Genomic DNA, 12932 nt, shown 5'->3' on the forward strand with positions numbered 1-12932 from the left:
GAAGTGGGAGGACGTTGTTGCATGTTGTGATGCTTGGCGTCTTTCTTCATTGTATGCTCGTCGGGTTGCGCTTGGTTTCCGTAGATATACTTGCATGATGAGTAGAGTGCCTATTGTTTTTTCCCGTTGTATCTTGGTTGGTGCCGCTCTTTTTGTCCTTACCGCATGTGGTAACAAGGGGGCGTTGGTGATGCCGCAGAAACCGGTCAATGTGCCAGAGCAGCCGTTGTCGTTGCCTAAGGCTAAATCTCAGGGGGATAAGGGAGCTAGCCCGCCGCCGACTGCAAAGCCTGTTCGGTCCCGGTGATGCAAGACGATGGGGGTTGAGAGCGTGCGATGTCCTTTGCATTTCACCAAGATGCAAGGGGCTGGTAATGACTTCGTCGTTTTGGATTTGCGTGATGGGACACCGCCGCCGGATGCGGCGTTGGTCGCTTGGTTGGCTGATCGCCACTTTGGTATTGGGTGTGATCAGGTTATCGCTATTGAGCCGCCGCGTGGTGTCGGGGTGTTTGCCGCTTACCGTATCTGGAATGCGGATGGGTCTGCGGCGCAGCAATGTGGTAATGGTGCACGTTGCGTCGCTGCTTGGTTGGTGCGTGATGGTTCCGTTGCGACCGAGCATTTCTTGATTGACAGTCCGGTACAGACGCATTCGGTTCGCTGCATAGGTAAAGATGAGTATGCGGTGGAGATGGGTCTGCCAGTGTTCGAGCCTGAGCGTATTCCTTTGTCTGGATTTCCCAATGCCTTGGGAGAGTATGTGTTGTCGCTACAGGGTGAGGTGCTGTGTTGTGGTGCGGTATCAATGGGGAATCCGCATGCAGTGGTTGAGGTCGATTTGATTGATGTGGCACCTGTCGAACGGATCGGGCCGCTCTTGCAGCAGCATTCTGCGTTTCCGGAGTCAGTGAATGTCAGTTTTGTCCAGGTGATTGATCCTGGTTTGGTACGGTTGCGTGTGTATGAGCGTGGTGCTGGAGAAACGTTGGCGTGTGGCAGTGGTGCTTGTGCGGCAGCAGTTGTGCTGATGCAGCGTGGCAGGGTTGGACGTGATGTGCGTGTTGTTCTACCAGGGGGCACGTTGCGTGTGCAGTGGCCAGTTTCCGGTGGGCCAGTGACGTTGTCTGGTCCGGCAAGGTGTGTGTTTGATGGAGTGTGGTACGGATGAGTGAGGTGAAGGATAAGATCTGTGCATACGACGTGGCTGCTTGGCTGCGTCGGCATCCCGCTTTTCTTAAGCAGTTCCCTGATTTGGCGTTGACGTTGGTGGTGCCTCGTGAAAATGCCTCTACGGCCTCTTTAGCCAGTTACCAACTTGAGGTGTTGCGTGAGAAGAACCGTGAGTTGTCGCGCCGACTTGCTGCATTGACGGGCAATGCACAGGCGAACGAGCAGTTGGCCATGCGTACTCATCAATTGACTCTGACGTTGATGCGCCAGAGGAGTGCTGCGGACACGTTACGGGTATTAGTCGCTTCGTTAGCTGAGGATTTTAATGGTGATTGTGTCCGCTTGGTATTGCTGCGCCCGGTTGCAGGGCTGCATGCGGCTTGGTTGCAGGTGATTGAGTCCGATGATGTGCGGCTTGTGCCGTTCCGTGATTGCTTGCGGGATGGTGAGCCGATTTGTGGTCGGCTCAACACCAATAAGCAGGTGTTGTTGTATGCCGAAGAGGCCAACCAGGTGCAATCCAGTGCGTTATTTCCCTTGTCTGGGTTGGGGTTGATCGCAATTGGTAGTTACGATCCCAATCGCTTTTATCCGGGGATGGGGACGTTGTTTCTACGTATGATGGGGCAGGCGTTGTTCGATGCGCTAAAGCGTTTCGATGTCTGACATGGCTACCGCAGCGAGAGAGTATGAGTAGGTTGGTTGACGATTTCTTCGCTTTCTTGCATGTGGAGCGGGGTATGTCATCGCATACCTTGGATGCTTACCGGCGTGATATCGGTGCGCTCATTGCCTGGGGGGGGCAACAGGCAGTGGGTGAGGTTGTTGCGCTGGATAGGGCGCAGTTGCAGGCTTTCGTTTCTGCTGAGCACCGTCGTGGTTTGTCGGCCAAGAGTCTGCAGCGGCGTTTGTCGGCGTGCCGTGGTTTTTATACATGGTTAGTGAAACGTGGCCACATTGCTGTCAATCCGGCTGCTGGGCTGCGTGCTCCGAAGGCACTGCGTAAGCTGCCACGCATATTGGATGCGGATGAAGCGGTCTCTTTTGTTCAGATCCCAACGGATACGCCGCTTGGATTGCGTGATCGTGCGCTATTAGAGTTGTTTTATTCTTCTGGCTTGCGCTTGAGTGAGTTGTGCGGATTGCGTTGGGATGGGTTGGATCTGGATGCTGGTTTGGTGAGCGTGTTGGGCAAGGGTAGTCGTCAGCGTGTGGTGCCTGTCGGTTCATATGCGTTGTCTGCGCTTCGTGAATGGTGTGCTAGTAGTGGTGGTGGAGCGCAACAGCCGGTGTTCCCTGGACGTTACGGTGGACCGATTTCTGCGCGTGCTGTTCAGGTGCGGATTAAGCAGTTGGCTCAGCGTCAGGGTATGGCCAAGCACGTGCATCCGCATATGTTGCGCCATAGTTTTGCCAGTCATTTGCTTGAGTCGTCCGGTGATTTGCGTGGTGTGCAGGAGTTGTTAGGCCATGCGGACATTACGACGACCCAGATCTACACTCATTTGGATTTTCAGTACCTTTCCAAGGTTTATGACGCTGCGCATCCGCGTGCGCGGCGTAAGGCGCGCTGAGTGTGTGGGTGTGTGCTGTATTTCTTAGGCATTATCAACAGTGTGTTGTATGGGTAGGTGAATCAATCAGCCCTGAGGGGCATGGATGAATGTCATTTGGAATCAGAGGTTCAATGCGTATATCACTGGGGTGTGCTGGGATATGCGTGATACAAGCTGAGAAAGGTCAAGACATTGGGCCAGGTCGAGTTGGTAGGTGATTGGGCCAATCAGGCGGAATATTTCAAGAGGGGTTTACCAAGGACTCATTAAAACGTGCCAGATCTGGCGGTTGGCATGGTTGAGCATGACATTTGGGTATGTTTGGAGTGCTTTTTTCTAAGCAATGCACTTTGTGTAGAGCATTTCCAGGCGTTCAGGTGGTTAAGAGTTGGGTTGAATAGTCGTTAAAATGCCTGGATAGAAGCTGCATTTTACCGTGATGCGTTGATTCCGCTGCCTTCATGGGGTGTGCATGGCGGTGTGGTAAAACCGTGGGACCTCTGTATGCAGGCAGTGTGTTGGGCACGGGGGAGCTGAAGGGTTGCAGCAGTGTGGCTTGAAGCGTCGTTAGGCATCCCCATTTTCAAGAAAATCTTTGGAGGCTCCATGGAATCCAGTCAGATGTCTAATGTTTTTCATGCGACGACGATCGTTTGTGTACGCCGTGGCGATAAGGTTGCTATTGCCGGCGATGGTCAAGTGACGTTGGGTCACACGGTGATGAAGAGTAATGCGCGTAAGGTGCGTCGTTTAGGGCGTGATGGTCAGGTGTTAGCCGGTTTTGCCGGTGCAGCGGCTGACGCGTTCACTTTGTTTGAGTTGTTTGAGGCCAAACTGGAGAAACATGGTCAGTTAAGCCGTGCCGCAGTGGAACTGGCGAAAGATTGGCGTACTGAGCGCCGTTTAGGAAAGCTTGAGGCGCTGTTGGTGGTGGCCGATAAGGAAACTTCGTTGGTGATCAGTGGTACGGGTGATGTGATCGAGCCGGAAGATGGCATCGTTGCGATTGGCTCTGGTGGCAGCTACGCTCTTTCCGCCGCGCGTGCGTTGATGGCACACACTGCGTTGGATGCGAGGACCATCGCGACCGAGGCGATTGGCATCGCTGGCAATATTTGTATCTATACGAATCGTAATGTGGTGGTTGACGAGTTATAAGTACGGGATGCTTGGCTCTTCTACTTTGTTATTCAGCATGGCTGCGGCCGCAATCTAGAGTTTATGTATGCCTTCTAAGACTGATTTCACTTCCTCAACCATGACGCCACGCGAGATTGTGCAGGAGCTTGATCGCCATATTGTTGGTCAGCAGGCCGCGAAGCGGTCTGTGGCAATTGCGTTGCGTAATCGTTGGCGCCGTATGCAGTTGCCTGAGGAGTTGCGTAATGAGGTGATGCCTAAGAACATTTTGATGATCGGTCCGACGGGCGTAGGTAAGACGGAGATTGCACGCCGTTTGGCAACTTTGGCTAATGCACCGTTTGTCAAAGTCGAGGCGACGCGTTTCACTGAGGTGGGCTACGTTGGCAAGGATGTGGAACAAATCGGGCGTGATTTGGTTGATACCGCAGTCAAAATGTATCGTGAGCAAGCTAAGGTGCGTGTACGCACTCAGGCTGAGGAGTACGCTGAGGAGCGCATTCTTGACGCGTTATTGCCGCGTCGTAGCGTTGGTATCGGTTTTGATGCTGATGCCGATGCTATACGTCAAGAACCCTCTGCGCATGAGAGTGAGACTAGGGCGAAGTTCCGTCGTATGTTGCGCAGCGGTGAGTTAGAAGAGCGCGAGATTGAGTTGGACGTTGCTGTCAACGTGAGTATGGACATTATGACTCCTCCTGGTATGGAGGAAATGGGTCAGCAGTTGCGTCAGATGTTCTCCAATATTGGGGGAGGCAAGTCTCAGAAGCGTAAGCTGGCGATCAAGGCGGCACGCCCGTTATTAATCGAAGAAGAGGCGGCTAAGCTGGTCAACGAAGACGAAATCCGTGCTGCAGCGATCGAAGCTTGCGAACAGAATGGGATCGTCTTTATTGATGAGATCGATAAGGTCGTTAAACGTGGTGATACTGTTGGCGGCGGTGATGTGAGTCGCGAAGGTGTGCAGCGCGATTTGCTGCCATTGGTAGAGGGGTCGAATGTGTCGACCAAGTACGGCACGATCAGGACCAACCACATTTTGTTCATTGCTTCCGGTGCCTTTCACCTCACCAAGCCAAGCGATTTAATTCCGGAGTTGCAAGGCCGTTTCCCGATTCGGGTGGAGTTGGATGCGCTGAGTAAAGCGGATTTTATCCGTATCCTGACAGAGCCGAAGGCGGCGCTCACTAAGCAGTATCAGGAATTGTTGAAAACGGAAGGTGTGTCGCTTGATTTTACAGAGGATGCGATTGACCGTATTGCCGAGATTGCTTATTTGGTCAACGAGCGTCAGGAGAATATCGGTGCGCGGCGTTTGCACACGGTGTTGGAGCGATTGTTGGAAACGCTGAGTTATGAGTCTCCGGATCGTGATGGCGAGTCCGTGACGGTCGATGCCGATTATGTCAATGCGCATTTGGGGGAATTAGTGAAGGATCCAGATCTGAGTCGTTACATTTTGTAATGTGTAATGTCGGATGCCTTGTGTCTTTATTGGGGTGCAAGGCATCGTGCGATCTTCATTGTTTGCCAGCGAGGCGTATCGTTATTCTACGGTGTTCTCTATCTGGTAGAGGACGATGCTGTTAACCATTGTCATCAATGGCACTATCCATGTACATGCAAGCGTTATTCAAAGCCCGAGCTTGTCGTAGTCGTCGCATCGGGTTGGTGGTGGGGGGCATCAGTACAGTGGTGTACCAGCGTGGTAGGCCGTGACGAAGCCCCGCCAATCCAGCATGACTTGTGTAGCGTAGTTAAATGCGAACCGTCGCAGTTCTTTCTCTAACTGTTTTTTATGACTGACGGTGTTGTGGATTTGCTTGTCGATGTTGTATCCGACCACACTCAGATCATTATCTTGGTTGGCCAGTGTATGTGCTGAGGCCAGCGCTTGACCTAGATAGAGGGCGGCGATGGTCATTTTTCCGGCTGTATTGAGTGTTTCTGACGCTAGATCTTCCTGATACGGTGATTTTTCATGCACGTAGTATTGTGTGTCGCCGATGCTGGTATAGCCAATGAGCACATCAGCATGTAGTAGCTGTGCTTGAGCTGTGCGTGCTACGCGCGCTCCCTCGTGGTTGTGGTAGATGGAGGCGGGCATCTGTGTTGGTGCAGCAATGGCAACCACACTGCGACTTTCCTGTTTCCATTCTAGGATGACGTCGTCGTCAGTGGCGGTGCTTGGACCTTCGATGAGTACGTATAGACGGCGCTTACCTAGGCTGCTGGTGCCAGATCTGAGTTTCTGTCGTACGTCTTTAATCGTGTAGTAGTCGGCAGCATAGCGTTTGGATGGATGAATGGAGGCCAGGTAGCTGTCCATTGCTGCAGCCACGCCGCTATGGGTGTTTGCATCTACGCTGACAAGGTTAGGCAAGTCCAACAAGATGCGTTTGTTACCGTTGAGTGTGGTGTATTTGGCGAGTAGTTGGAGGCGCGATTTGGCGTCGGCAGCTTTGATCGTTTTCGCGACGACACCGCTGGTATTGTCAGCGTCGAGTATGAAATGTTTTTCCGCGTTACTTTTACTGAATTTTGACATTTTTTTAGGTATGCCTGCACCATTATTTCAATCGCTTTTTCGATGTCGGCATCGTTCAGTCCGTTGTCACGGCCAACAAGAACCATGCTGACGGCGAGTCGACGTAAATCCCAGATGTACTGGCCGAGGTGGCCTTCGTCGAAGTCAGCGATCTCGAACACAACATTTCCTTTGCTATTGCGTGTTGCATCGAAGTTGCCTAGGTGGGCGTCGCCGTTGAGCCATGTGAAGCCTGTTTTTGGAGTGCTCCATTGCGAGGATGGCCACGTTTTCATGTCTTGGTAGAAGATGTGGGCAGTGCCACGATAGAAATCGCATGGACTCTCAGCCATCTTTGCCATTTTGCTGTCTAATTCGGCTTTCGAGGTGGCGTAGGGGTGGTTATAGTCGCGAATTTGTGTAATCACCCAGGGGGCGCGTTCGGTCGTTACCATTGTGTGGCTGATGATGGAATGGCCAGTGAGTAGAAGGCTGCCTAGATGGGGCAGCATCGTGAGCATCCTTGGATGAGGTGAGCAGGGTATCAATCTATATATACATCTGTACGATCATTCAGTCTATGCAATCATCCAGTGAATCGTGCATTGTGGTGCTAGGGTATTAACCGATTGCTCTGTTTGAGGGCTGTATTTGTTTTGAGTTCATGTGGAAGTTGTGGCTGTAGCAAGTAGCTCACCATTAGGTGTCGTCTTGGTTTCGATGGGTTTGATGTGGATTTGACTGTATCTGGAAGTTTGGAACACTAATTAATATATGGCCTTCTCAGGCTTATGATGGCGGTGCAATAATCGGGGTCAATATGAGTGAATCTTCCGAGAAAACCAGCACGACCCATTTCGGCTTCCGTCAGGTTGCGGCCAAGGACAAGAAGACGCTGGTTGCCGAGGTGTTTACTTCGGTCTCACGTCGCTATGACTTGATGAACGATCTGATGAGCCTGGGTATTCATCGGGCCTGGAAGCGTTACTTCGTCGCTACTGCTCAGGTGAAGTCAGGTGACCGTGTGCTTGACCTTGCAGGGGGCACCGGCGATATCGCAATGCTATTGAAGAATCGGGTTGGTGCAGAGGGGAGTATCGTACTTGGCGATATCAATGCCAGCATGCTGTCCGTTGGGCGGGATAGGCTGATTGATCGTGGCGTGGTCGCTCGTCTGGACTATGTGCAATGCAACGCTGAAGCGCTGCCGTTTCAGGATAAGTGCTTCGACTTGGTGACGATGTCTTTTGGTTTGCGCAATGTGACCGACAAAGATGCAGCGCTGCGCGAGATGTTCCGTGTGCTGAAGGTGGGTGGCCAGGCAAGGGTACTGGAATTCTCCGCAGTAACTGCCGAGTGGTTTAAGCCAATTTATGATTTCCATTCCTTCCAGGTGTTACCGCGTCTGGGGCGGTTGTTTGCTAGGGATGCTGCTAGCTATCGTTACCTTGCTGAGAGCATTCGGAAGCATCCACCGCAGGAAGAGTTGCAGGCGATGATGGGGTCGGCTGGGTTTGAGCGTTGTGGCTATAGGAATTTGACCGGTGGCATTGTTGCGATTCATTCCGGATATAAATATTGATGTTGCTTCGTGATGCTCATTGGCGCGAGATGAATCTAGGATGCGTGGCGAATGCAGATCGTTGATGTAGATGGGGGTGAGGCAGAAAATTGCGCTTGAGTGAAGCGCATCATCTGTTTTTGGATTCCAGATCCTGAGTGAGTGCAGCTAGTGGCGGCAATCAGTGCGCGTTTCCCTTTTGTGATGCGCTTTTTTATTTGTTGTGAATGCGCGCGAATTACACCTCTGGAGTAGAATCGCCGCTGTTCCCTGTATCGGTGTTGTTCATGTGTCCTTTGATCCCGCGCCTTTTTGGACTTGCAGCAATCGTTATGGTGGGTTGCTCGAATCAGTCCGCGTCTGTGGTGCCATCTTCGATGTCGGCACATGTCGTTGCTGTTGGGAAAGCCGATATTCGCCGTCATGATGAAAGTTCTTATGCCGAATCAGATAAGGTCGTCATTAAGCATTTGGCGTTGGATCTTAAGCTGGATTTTGATAAGAAGACGCTGGCTGGTACCGCGACCTATTCGCTTGACTGGAAGGACAAGGATGCGAAGCAAATCGTGCTTGATACTCGTGAGCTGAGCATTGAGAAGATTGAAGTTGACGACGGCCAAGGGCACTTGAATCAGCTTAAGTTTGTTTTATTCCCAGCCGACAAAATATTGGGTAGCAAACTGGTTATTGAGACTCCTTCGCAGCCTACCCAGATCCGTGTCACTTACCGGACTGCTCCGAGTGCTTCTGGCTTGCAATGGATGGAGCCGGCGATGACGGAGGGCAAACGCTTGCCTTTTATGTTCAGTCAATCTCAAGCGATCCATGCCCGCAGTTGGGTACCGCTCCAGGACACCCCAGGTGTACGTTTTACCTACAAGGCCCACATCGTTTCGCGTCCAGATGTGATGGTGTTGATGAGTGCCGACAACGACCCCAACGCAGTACGCGATGGCGATTACCGCTTCAAAATGGCTGAGCCGATCCCCTCTTATCTGTTGGCGATCGCTGCAGGTGATTTGGTCTTCAAGCCGATTTCTGCGCGTTCTGGTGTTTGGGCCGAGCCGGTTATGGTGGATAAGGCGGCAAAGGAATTTGAGGATACCGAAAAAATGATCGCTGCCGCCGAGACGCTATACGGTCAGTATCGTTGGGGACGTTACGATATGTTGGTATTGCCGTCGTCGTTTCCATTTGGTGGGATGGAGAATCCGCGTCTGACCTTTGTCACTCCAACGGTGATTGTGGGTGACAAATCGCTGGTTTCGTTGATTGCACATGAGTTGGCGCATAGTTGGTCTGGCAATTTGGTGACTAATGCTTCGTGGAAGGATATTTGGCTCAATGAAGGTTTCACGACCTATGTGCAAGCGCGCATTACTGAGGCGCTGTACGGTCAGACGATGGCCGATATGGAGCGTCAAGTCGATCAAATGGATATTTTTGCAGCGTTGAAGGATATTCCCAAAGCCGATCAAAAATTGGTGCTGTCGACGTTGACCAAGCGTGATCCGGATGATGCACTGAGTCCTATCGCTTATGTGAAAGGGGCATGGTTCCTACAGTTTCTTGAGCAACGTGTTGGGCGTGAGGTGTTCGATCCGTTTCTACGTGGTTGGTTTGACAGCCATGCGTTTCAAAGTGCGACAAGCGAAGATTTTATCGTTTATCTGAAGCAGTATTTGTTATCCCAAGATCCCAATGCGATTACTACCGAGGAATTGGATAGTTGGCTGAACGCCCCTGGTATTCCGGCAATTGCTCAGAAGGTGCGTTCGCTGAGTTTCGCCAATGTGGATGGTGCACGTATTGCTTGGAGTGGTAGTGGTCTCTTACCGAATAGGCAGGTGACTGATGGTTGGGGTACCCAGCAGTGGGTCTATTTTCTTAGCAGAATGGGTGGGACGCTCAAGCTTGAGCAACTCAAGCAGCTTGACGAAGCTTACCACTTCACCGGTACGCCAAATGGCGAGATTGCGATGCGTTGGTATCCATTGGCGATCCGTAGTGGTTATACCGCTGCGTGGCCGGAGGCGGGTGCCTTCATAGGGCGTGTGGGTCGACTCAAGCTGATATTACCGATTTACGCTGAGTTGTCGAAAACCCCAAAGGGATTATTTTTTGCTAAACAAATTTTTGCAAAATTTAAATCTCTTTATCATCCAATCACCATCGCATCGGTGGAGAGTGTGTTGGTGAGAGAGCAAGTTGCACAGGCAGCGAAAGCTTCTAAGGGAGGCTGAGTGGTTGTGCAACAATATAGTGTGGTTTGGGGAGGGGGATGTATTGTTTGCTGTCCTTAGATTGCTCCAGATTTGAATGTCGCGTTGATCTTAATTCGATTTCTTTTTAATGTGCTCAGCATTGAAAATAATGCCGATGTAATGTTTTCTGGATATGGTTTTGTGTATGTCAGGTTGAATGTCTGTAAAAAATAAAATTTAGGCAGGAAGACTGACTGCGTATGTCGCTTGGTTAGAAGGTTTATAGAAATGGATGTGGATTTACTCCTATCTCACAGGTTTATTGCAATGTGATGCGCATATTGTTGCCATTGCGAGGTGATTCAAGTCATTTTTCACCGATGACCTTTTAGGATGCCAAGCTGCTTTTTGTAATTTTCCTATAAAGGGATGAATAGTGATTTTTAGAAATGATGCTTGATTCCGTGAGCCATTCTAAAGTTTCTGGACTATTTAAACGGAATCTCATCTTCACCTGCTCTAAAGAGTTACTTTGGAACGGCCTGTTTTAAAATCTATTGGATCATGAATGATGAGACGGATGTGATGTGGATGACGAGGATGAACGCAATTTTGTTAGGTTCTGTATTAAGAATCTTTATTATCACATTTATGATTCTCATCGCTGCTTGTCAAGTATCGTTACCAGATTCGGTGATGCCTCGTCCTGTGGATACTACGATGCATAAGCTTTCAGTGGCTGATCCGACTCAACCAGTGACTTCTGGAAATACACCGACGGCAGCGGACATCGCTGCTGTTGCGGCTCTGAATGCTGAGTTTGATCCGGGCCGTGATCCAGTCGCAGATTTGGCGACAGCGAAGGTTGAAGCGAAACGTGGTGGTAAGCAGATCATATTGAGTATTGGGAGCAAGAGGTGTTCCTGGTGCCGTGTTATGGATGAGTTTATTAATGGTGATGCTGAGATACGAAGTTTCCGTGACGCTCATTTTATTTGGATGAAGGTTAATGTTAGCGATGAAAATAAAAATGAGGTGTTTCTGGCGCGCTTCCCGAAAGTGAAGAATTACCCTCACTTGTTCGTGCTTGATGCCGATGCCAAATTACTGAGTTCTCGGTTTACTGCTGATTTTGAGAAAGGTCACAGTTATGATCGTAGGAGATTTTTTGCGTTCTTGCGCCAATCCGTGCCTTCAAAGAATTGAGAGGCGCCCTCCATTTTTTTAGATTCTTTTACAAACGCATCCACCTGTGGTGGGATCTGAAAGATACAGCCAAATCCAGTCTTATCAAGAAATTATGTGTGATGGGGATGTATGAGTACTTTTTTGCGTTGTTGAAAAGATTCAGCGATTGCTGGTTGCAATGGTATGTTTCAGGTCAATTTCAAGTGAGTTGGAAATTTGTGTAAATATCAGTTTCAGTTTTCATAAATGACTGGATATTTATCACTGAGAAAATGATGAGATGTTATTAAATTCTAGTCTTGTAATATCATTCGCGGTAACCCTTCTTTTATCAGCCGATCAATCAGGTGCTCTAGCAGTTGGCGCTCCTTTTCGGAAAGAACCGACATGAGTCTGTTTTTCATATCATTAATCAATGGCGCTACAGTTTCATAGACTTGGTGGCCAATGGGAGAGAGAGTCAGCATCGAACGACGTCGGTCATCCCCATGAGTTTCACGTTGGATGAAGTGGTGCTTCAGTAGGCGCGCTACTGCGCGGCTTACTGCCACTTTGTCCATTGCGCTGTGCTCAGAGACTTTACTTGCTGAAGAACCAGGATACAGTGCCAAGATCGTAATGACTTGCCATTCTGTGGCAGCAATGTTGTATCGGTGCTCGTAAATTTTGGCAATGTTATCGTTGATGTGTTTGGATAGCATGCTCATACGGAACGGCAAGAATTGTTCCAGGTTGATATGGATCGTATGAGATGCGGTATTGGATTCGCTCATGCTGCGTTAGGCCTTGATTCCGATTTCATATGAAACCACAAATCTTCGATCATCTTCGAATTGTTGTGAGTGCGATGTCGTGATACCTGTTTTTTTCATTTATTCCGATGGGTGCGGCTTGGTGGTGTACCTAACGTTGCTGCACGTTGCAACTCTTATTACTTATTAATCCAAGCATGCGGCAAGCGAATCACCACACTTTTTAGACAATTCAGACGGTTCGAGATGGGTGGATGTTCAACCACTGGCTTGGCAGCCACTGGAAGGCGTACGTGATTGCTTTTAGATGGGATTGCTTCGGTTTGCAGCGCGAGAATGCAGTAACACGACTACTGGCGATTGGTGTCCCTATAGTATCTGCAAGTGCTCAATTCCATCTTGCATGCTGCTGAGCAGAGCTGTAGATAGTGTGATTTTTCGATGTGCTTCGACAATTGGTGCACAGTATGTACCGATGGATGAAGCTGTGTATGGATGAGTGGAAGCGATCTGGATTTGGGGGGCACTGGCTACTGGATATGTTGTACACAGAAGGATATTTAATCCCATATATCCTTCTGAAGGTATTAGTTTTCAGGTCTTTTTTACATATTTTCAGTTTCAATTGATCTTTAACTACTAAAAATATGATGTTTGTTGAGATCGTTCCAATTTAATTTTATTTATGTAATATATAAGAAGGAAATTGTTGAACTAACTGTCTTTCCTGATGTATATCATCAGAATAAATTGAAAATTGATTTCAGTCACTCTTTTTTGTGTATGAACCATTTTATAAATGGTTATAATATTGTTTGAGAGCTTATAACG

Annotated in this window: 10 protein-coding genes and 1 pseudogene; 9 read left to right on the forward strand and 2 right to left on the reverse strand. The window is 49.5% G+C overall.

All coding sequences use genetic code 11. The features are described from left to right. The first annotated feature begins 94 nt into the window (after nucleotides 1-94). The 6 genes from lptM (at nucleotide 95) to hslU (ending at nucleotide 5334) form a co-directional block, all read left to right on the forward strand. Nucleotides 95-307: an LPS translocon maturation chaperone LptM gene (gene lptM, locus F7G16_RS07210; RefSeq protein ID WP_012382525.1), complete on the forward strand. Its 213-nt coding sequence runs from the start codon at nucleotides 95-97 to the stop codon at nucleotides 305-307. 9 nt (nucleotides 308-316) lie between these two features. After that, nucleotides 317-1171, forward strand: coding sequence for a diaminopimelate epimerase (gene dapF / locus F7G16_RS07215; protein ID WP_012382526.1), 855 nt, complete (start codon nucleotides 317-319; stop codon nucleotides 1169-1171). After that, nucleotides 1168-1839, forward strand: coding sequence for a DUF484 family protein (locus F7G16_RS07220; protein ID WP_004089053.1), 672 nt, complete (start codon nucleotides 1168-1170; stop codon nucleotides 1837-1839). The genes dapF and F7G16_RS07220 overlap by 4 nt, the downstream gene beginning before the upstream one ends. A gap of 23 nt (nucleotides 1840-1862) precedes the next feature. After that, nucleotides 1863-2747, forward strand: a complete 885-nt coding sequence (gene xerC / locus F7G16_RS07225; protein WP_024749281.1) for a tyrosine recombinase XerC — start codon at nucleotides 1863-1865, stop codon at nucleotides 2745-2747. A gap of 588 nt (nucleotides 2748-3335) precedes the next feature. Continuing rightward, on the forward strand, nucleotides 3336-3887 hold the full coding sequence (gene hslV, locus F7G16_RS07230; RefSeq protein ID WP_011097750.1) for an ATP-dependent protease subunit HslV: 552 nt from the start codon (nucleotides 3336-3338) through the stop codon (nucleotides 3885-3887). Between the two features lie 67 nt (nucleotides 3888-3954). Beyond that, nucleotides 3955-5334 carry an ATP-dependent protease ATPase subunit HslU gene (gene hslU / locus F7G16_RS07235; RefSeq protein ID WP_004089043.1) on the forward strand — a complete coding sequence of 460 codons (1380 nt, stop codon included), beginning with the start codon at nucleotides 3955-3957 and terminating at the stop codon, nucleotides 5332-5334. A 219-nt stretch (nucleotides 5335-5553) separates the two neighbouring features. On the opposite strand, the pseudogene F7G16_RS12765 reads toward hslU, so the two are convergent. Then, nucleotides 5554-6917 (reverse strand): annotated as a pseudogene (locus F7G16_RS12765) (DUF2252 domain-containing protein). 299 nt (nucleotides 6918-7216) lie between these two features. On the opposite strand from F7G16_RS12765, the gene ubiE reads away from it, so the two are divergent. From ubiE to F7G16_RS07255, 3 genes are all read left to right on the forward strand, one after another. Continuing rightward, nucleotides 7217-7978, forward strand: coding sequence for a bifunctional demethylmenaquinone methyltransferase/2-methoxy-6-polyprenyl-1,4-benzoquinol methylase UbiE (gene ubiE / locus F7G16_RS07245; RefSeq protein ID WP_004089034.1), 762 nt, complete (start codon nucleotides 7217-7219; stop codon nucleotides 7976-7978). Nucleotides 7979-8244: 266 nt separating this feature from the next. Further along, nucleotides 8245-10200, forward strand: coding sequence for a M1 family metallopeptidase (locus F7G16_RS07250; protein ID WP_014607687.1), 1956 nt, complete (start codon nucleotides 8245-8247; stop codon nucleotides 10198-10200). A gap of 552 nt (nucleotides 10201-10752) precedes the next feature. Further along, a complete protein-coding gene (locus F7G16_RS07255) occupies nucleotides 10753-11367 on the forward strand; it encodes a DUF255 domain-containing protein (RefSeq protein ID WP_012382528.1) in 615 nt (204 codons plus the stop codon). A 275-nt stretch (nucleotides 11368-11642) separates the two neighbouring features. Here the strand turns inward: F7G16_RS07255 and F7G16_RS07260 are convergent, their stop codons facing one another. Further along, nucleotides 11643-12122, reverse strand: a complete 480-nt coding sequence (locus F7G16_RS07260) for a MarR family winged helix-turn-helix transcriptional regulator (RefSeq protein WP_004089027.1) — start codon at nucleotides 12120-12122, stop codon at nucleotides 11643-11645. Nucleotides 12123-12932 lie beyond the last annotated feature (810 nt).

It is taken from the genome of Xylella fastidiosa, assembly GCF_011801475.1.
Lineage (GTDB): Bacteria > Pseudomonadota > Gammaproteobacteria > Xanthomonadales > Xanthomonadaceae > Xylella > Xylella fastidiosa.

Excerpts from the sequence above, each read along its gene's own strand:
- lptM (WP_012382525.1), top strand. The coding sequence starts at position 95 with ATGATGAGTAGAGTGCCTATTGTTTTTTCCCGTTGTATCTTGGTTGGT.
- dapF (WP_012382526.1), top strand. The coding sequence starts at position 317 with ATGGGGGTTGAGAGCGTGCGATGTCCTTTGCATTTCACCAAGATGCAA.
- F7G16_RS07220 (WP_004089053.1), top strand. The coding sequence starts at position 1,168 with ATGAGTGAGGTGAAGGATAAGATCTGTGCATACGACGTGGCTGCTTGG.
- xerC (WP_024749281.1), top strand. The coding sequence starts at position 1,863 with ATGAGTAGGTTGGTTGACGATTTCTTCGCTTTCTTGCATGTGGAGCGG.
- hslV (WP_011097750.1), top strand. The coding sequence starts at position 3,336 with ATGGAATCCAGTCAGATGTCTAATGTTTTTCATGCGACGACGATCGTT.
- hslU (WP_004089043.1), top strand. The coding sequence starts at position 3,955 with ATGCCTTCTAAGACTGATTTCACTTCCTCAACCATGACGCCACGCGAG.
- ubiE (WP_004089034.1), top strand. The coding sequence starts at position 7,217 with ATGAGTGAATCTTCCGAGAAAACCAGCACGACCCATTTCGGCTTCCGT.
- F7G16_RS07250 (WP_014607687.1), top strand. The coding sequence starts at position 8,245 with ATGTGTCCTTTGATCCCGCGCCTTTTTGGACTTGCAGCAATCGTTATG.
- F7G16_RS07255 (WP_012382528.1), top strand. The coding sequence starts at position 10,753 with ATGACGAGGATGAACGCAATTTTGTTAGGTTCTGTATTAAGAATCTTT.
- F7G16_RS07260 (WP_004089027.1), bottom strand. The coding sequence starts at position 12,122 with ATGAGCGAATCCAATACCGCATCTCATACGATCCATATCAACCTGGAA.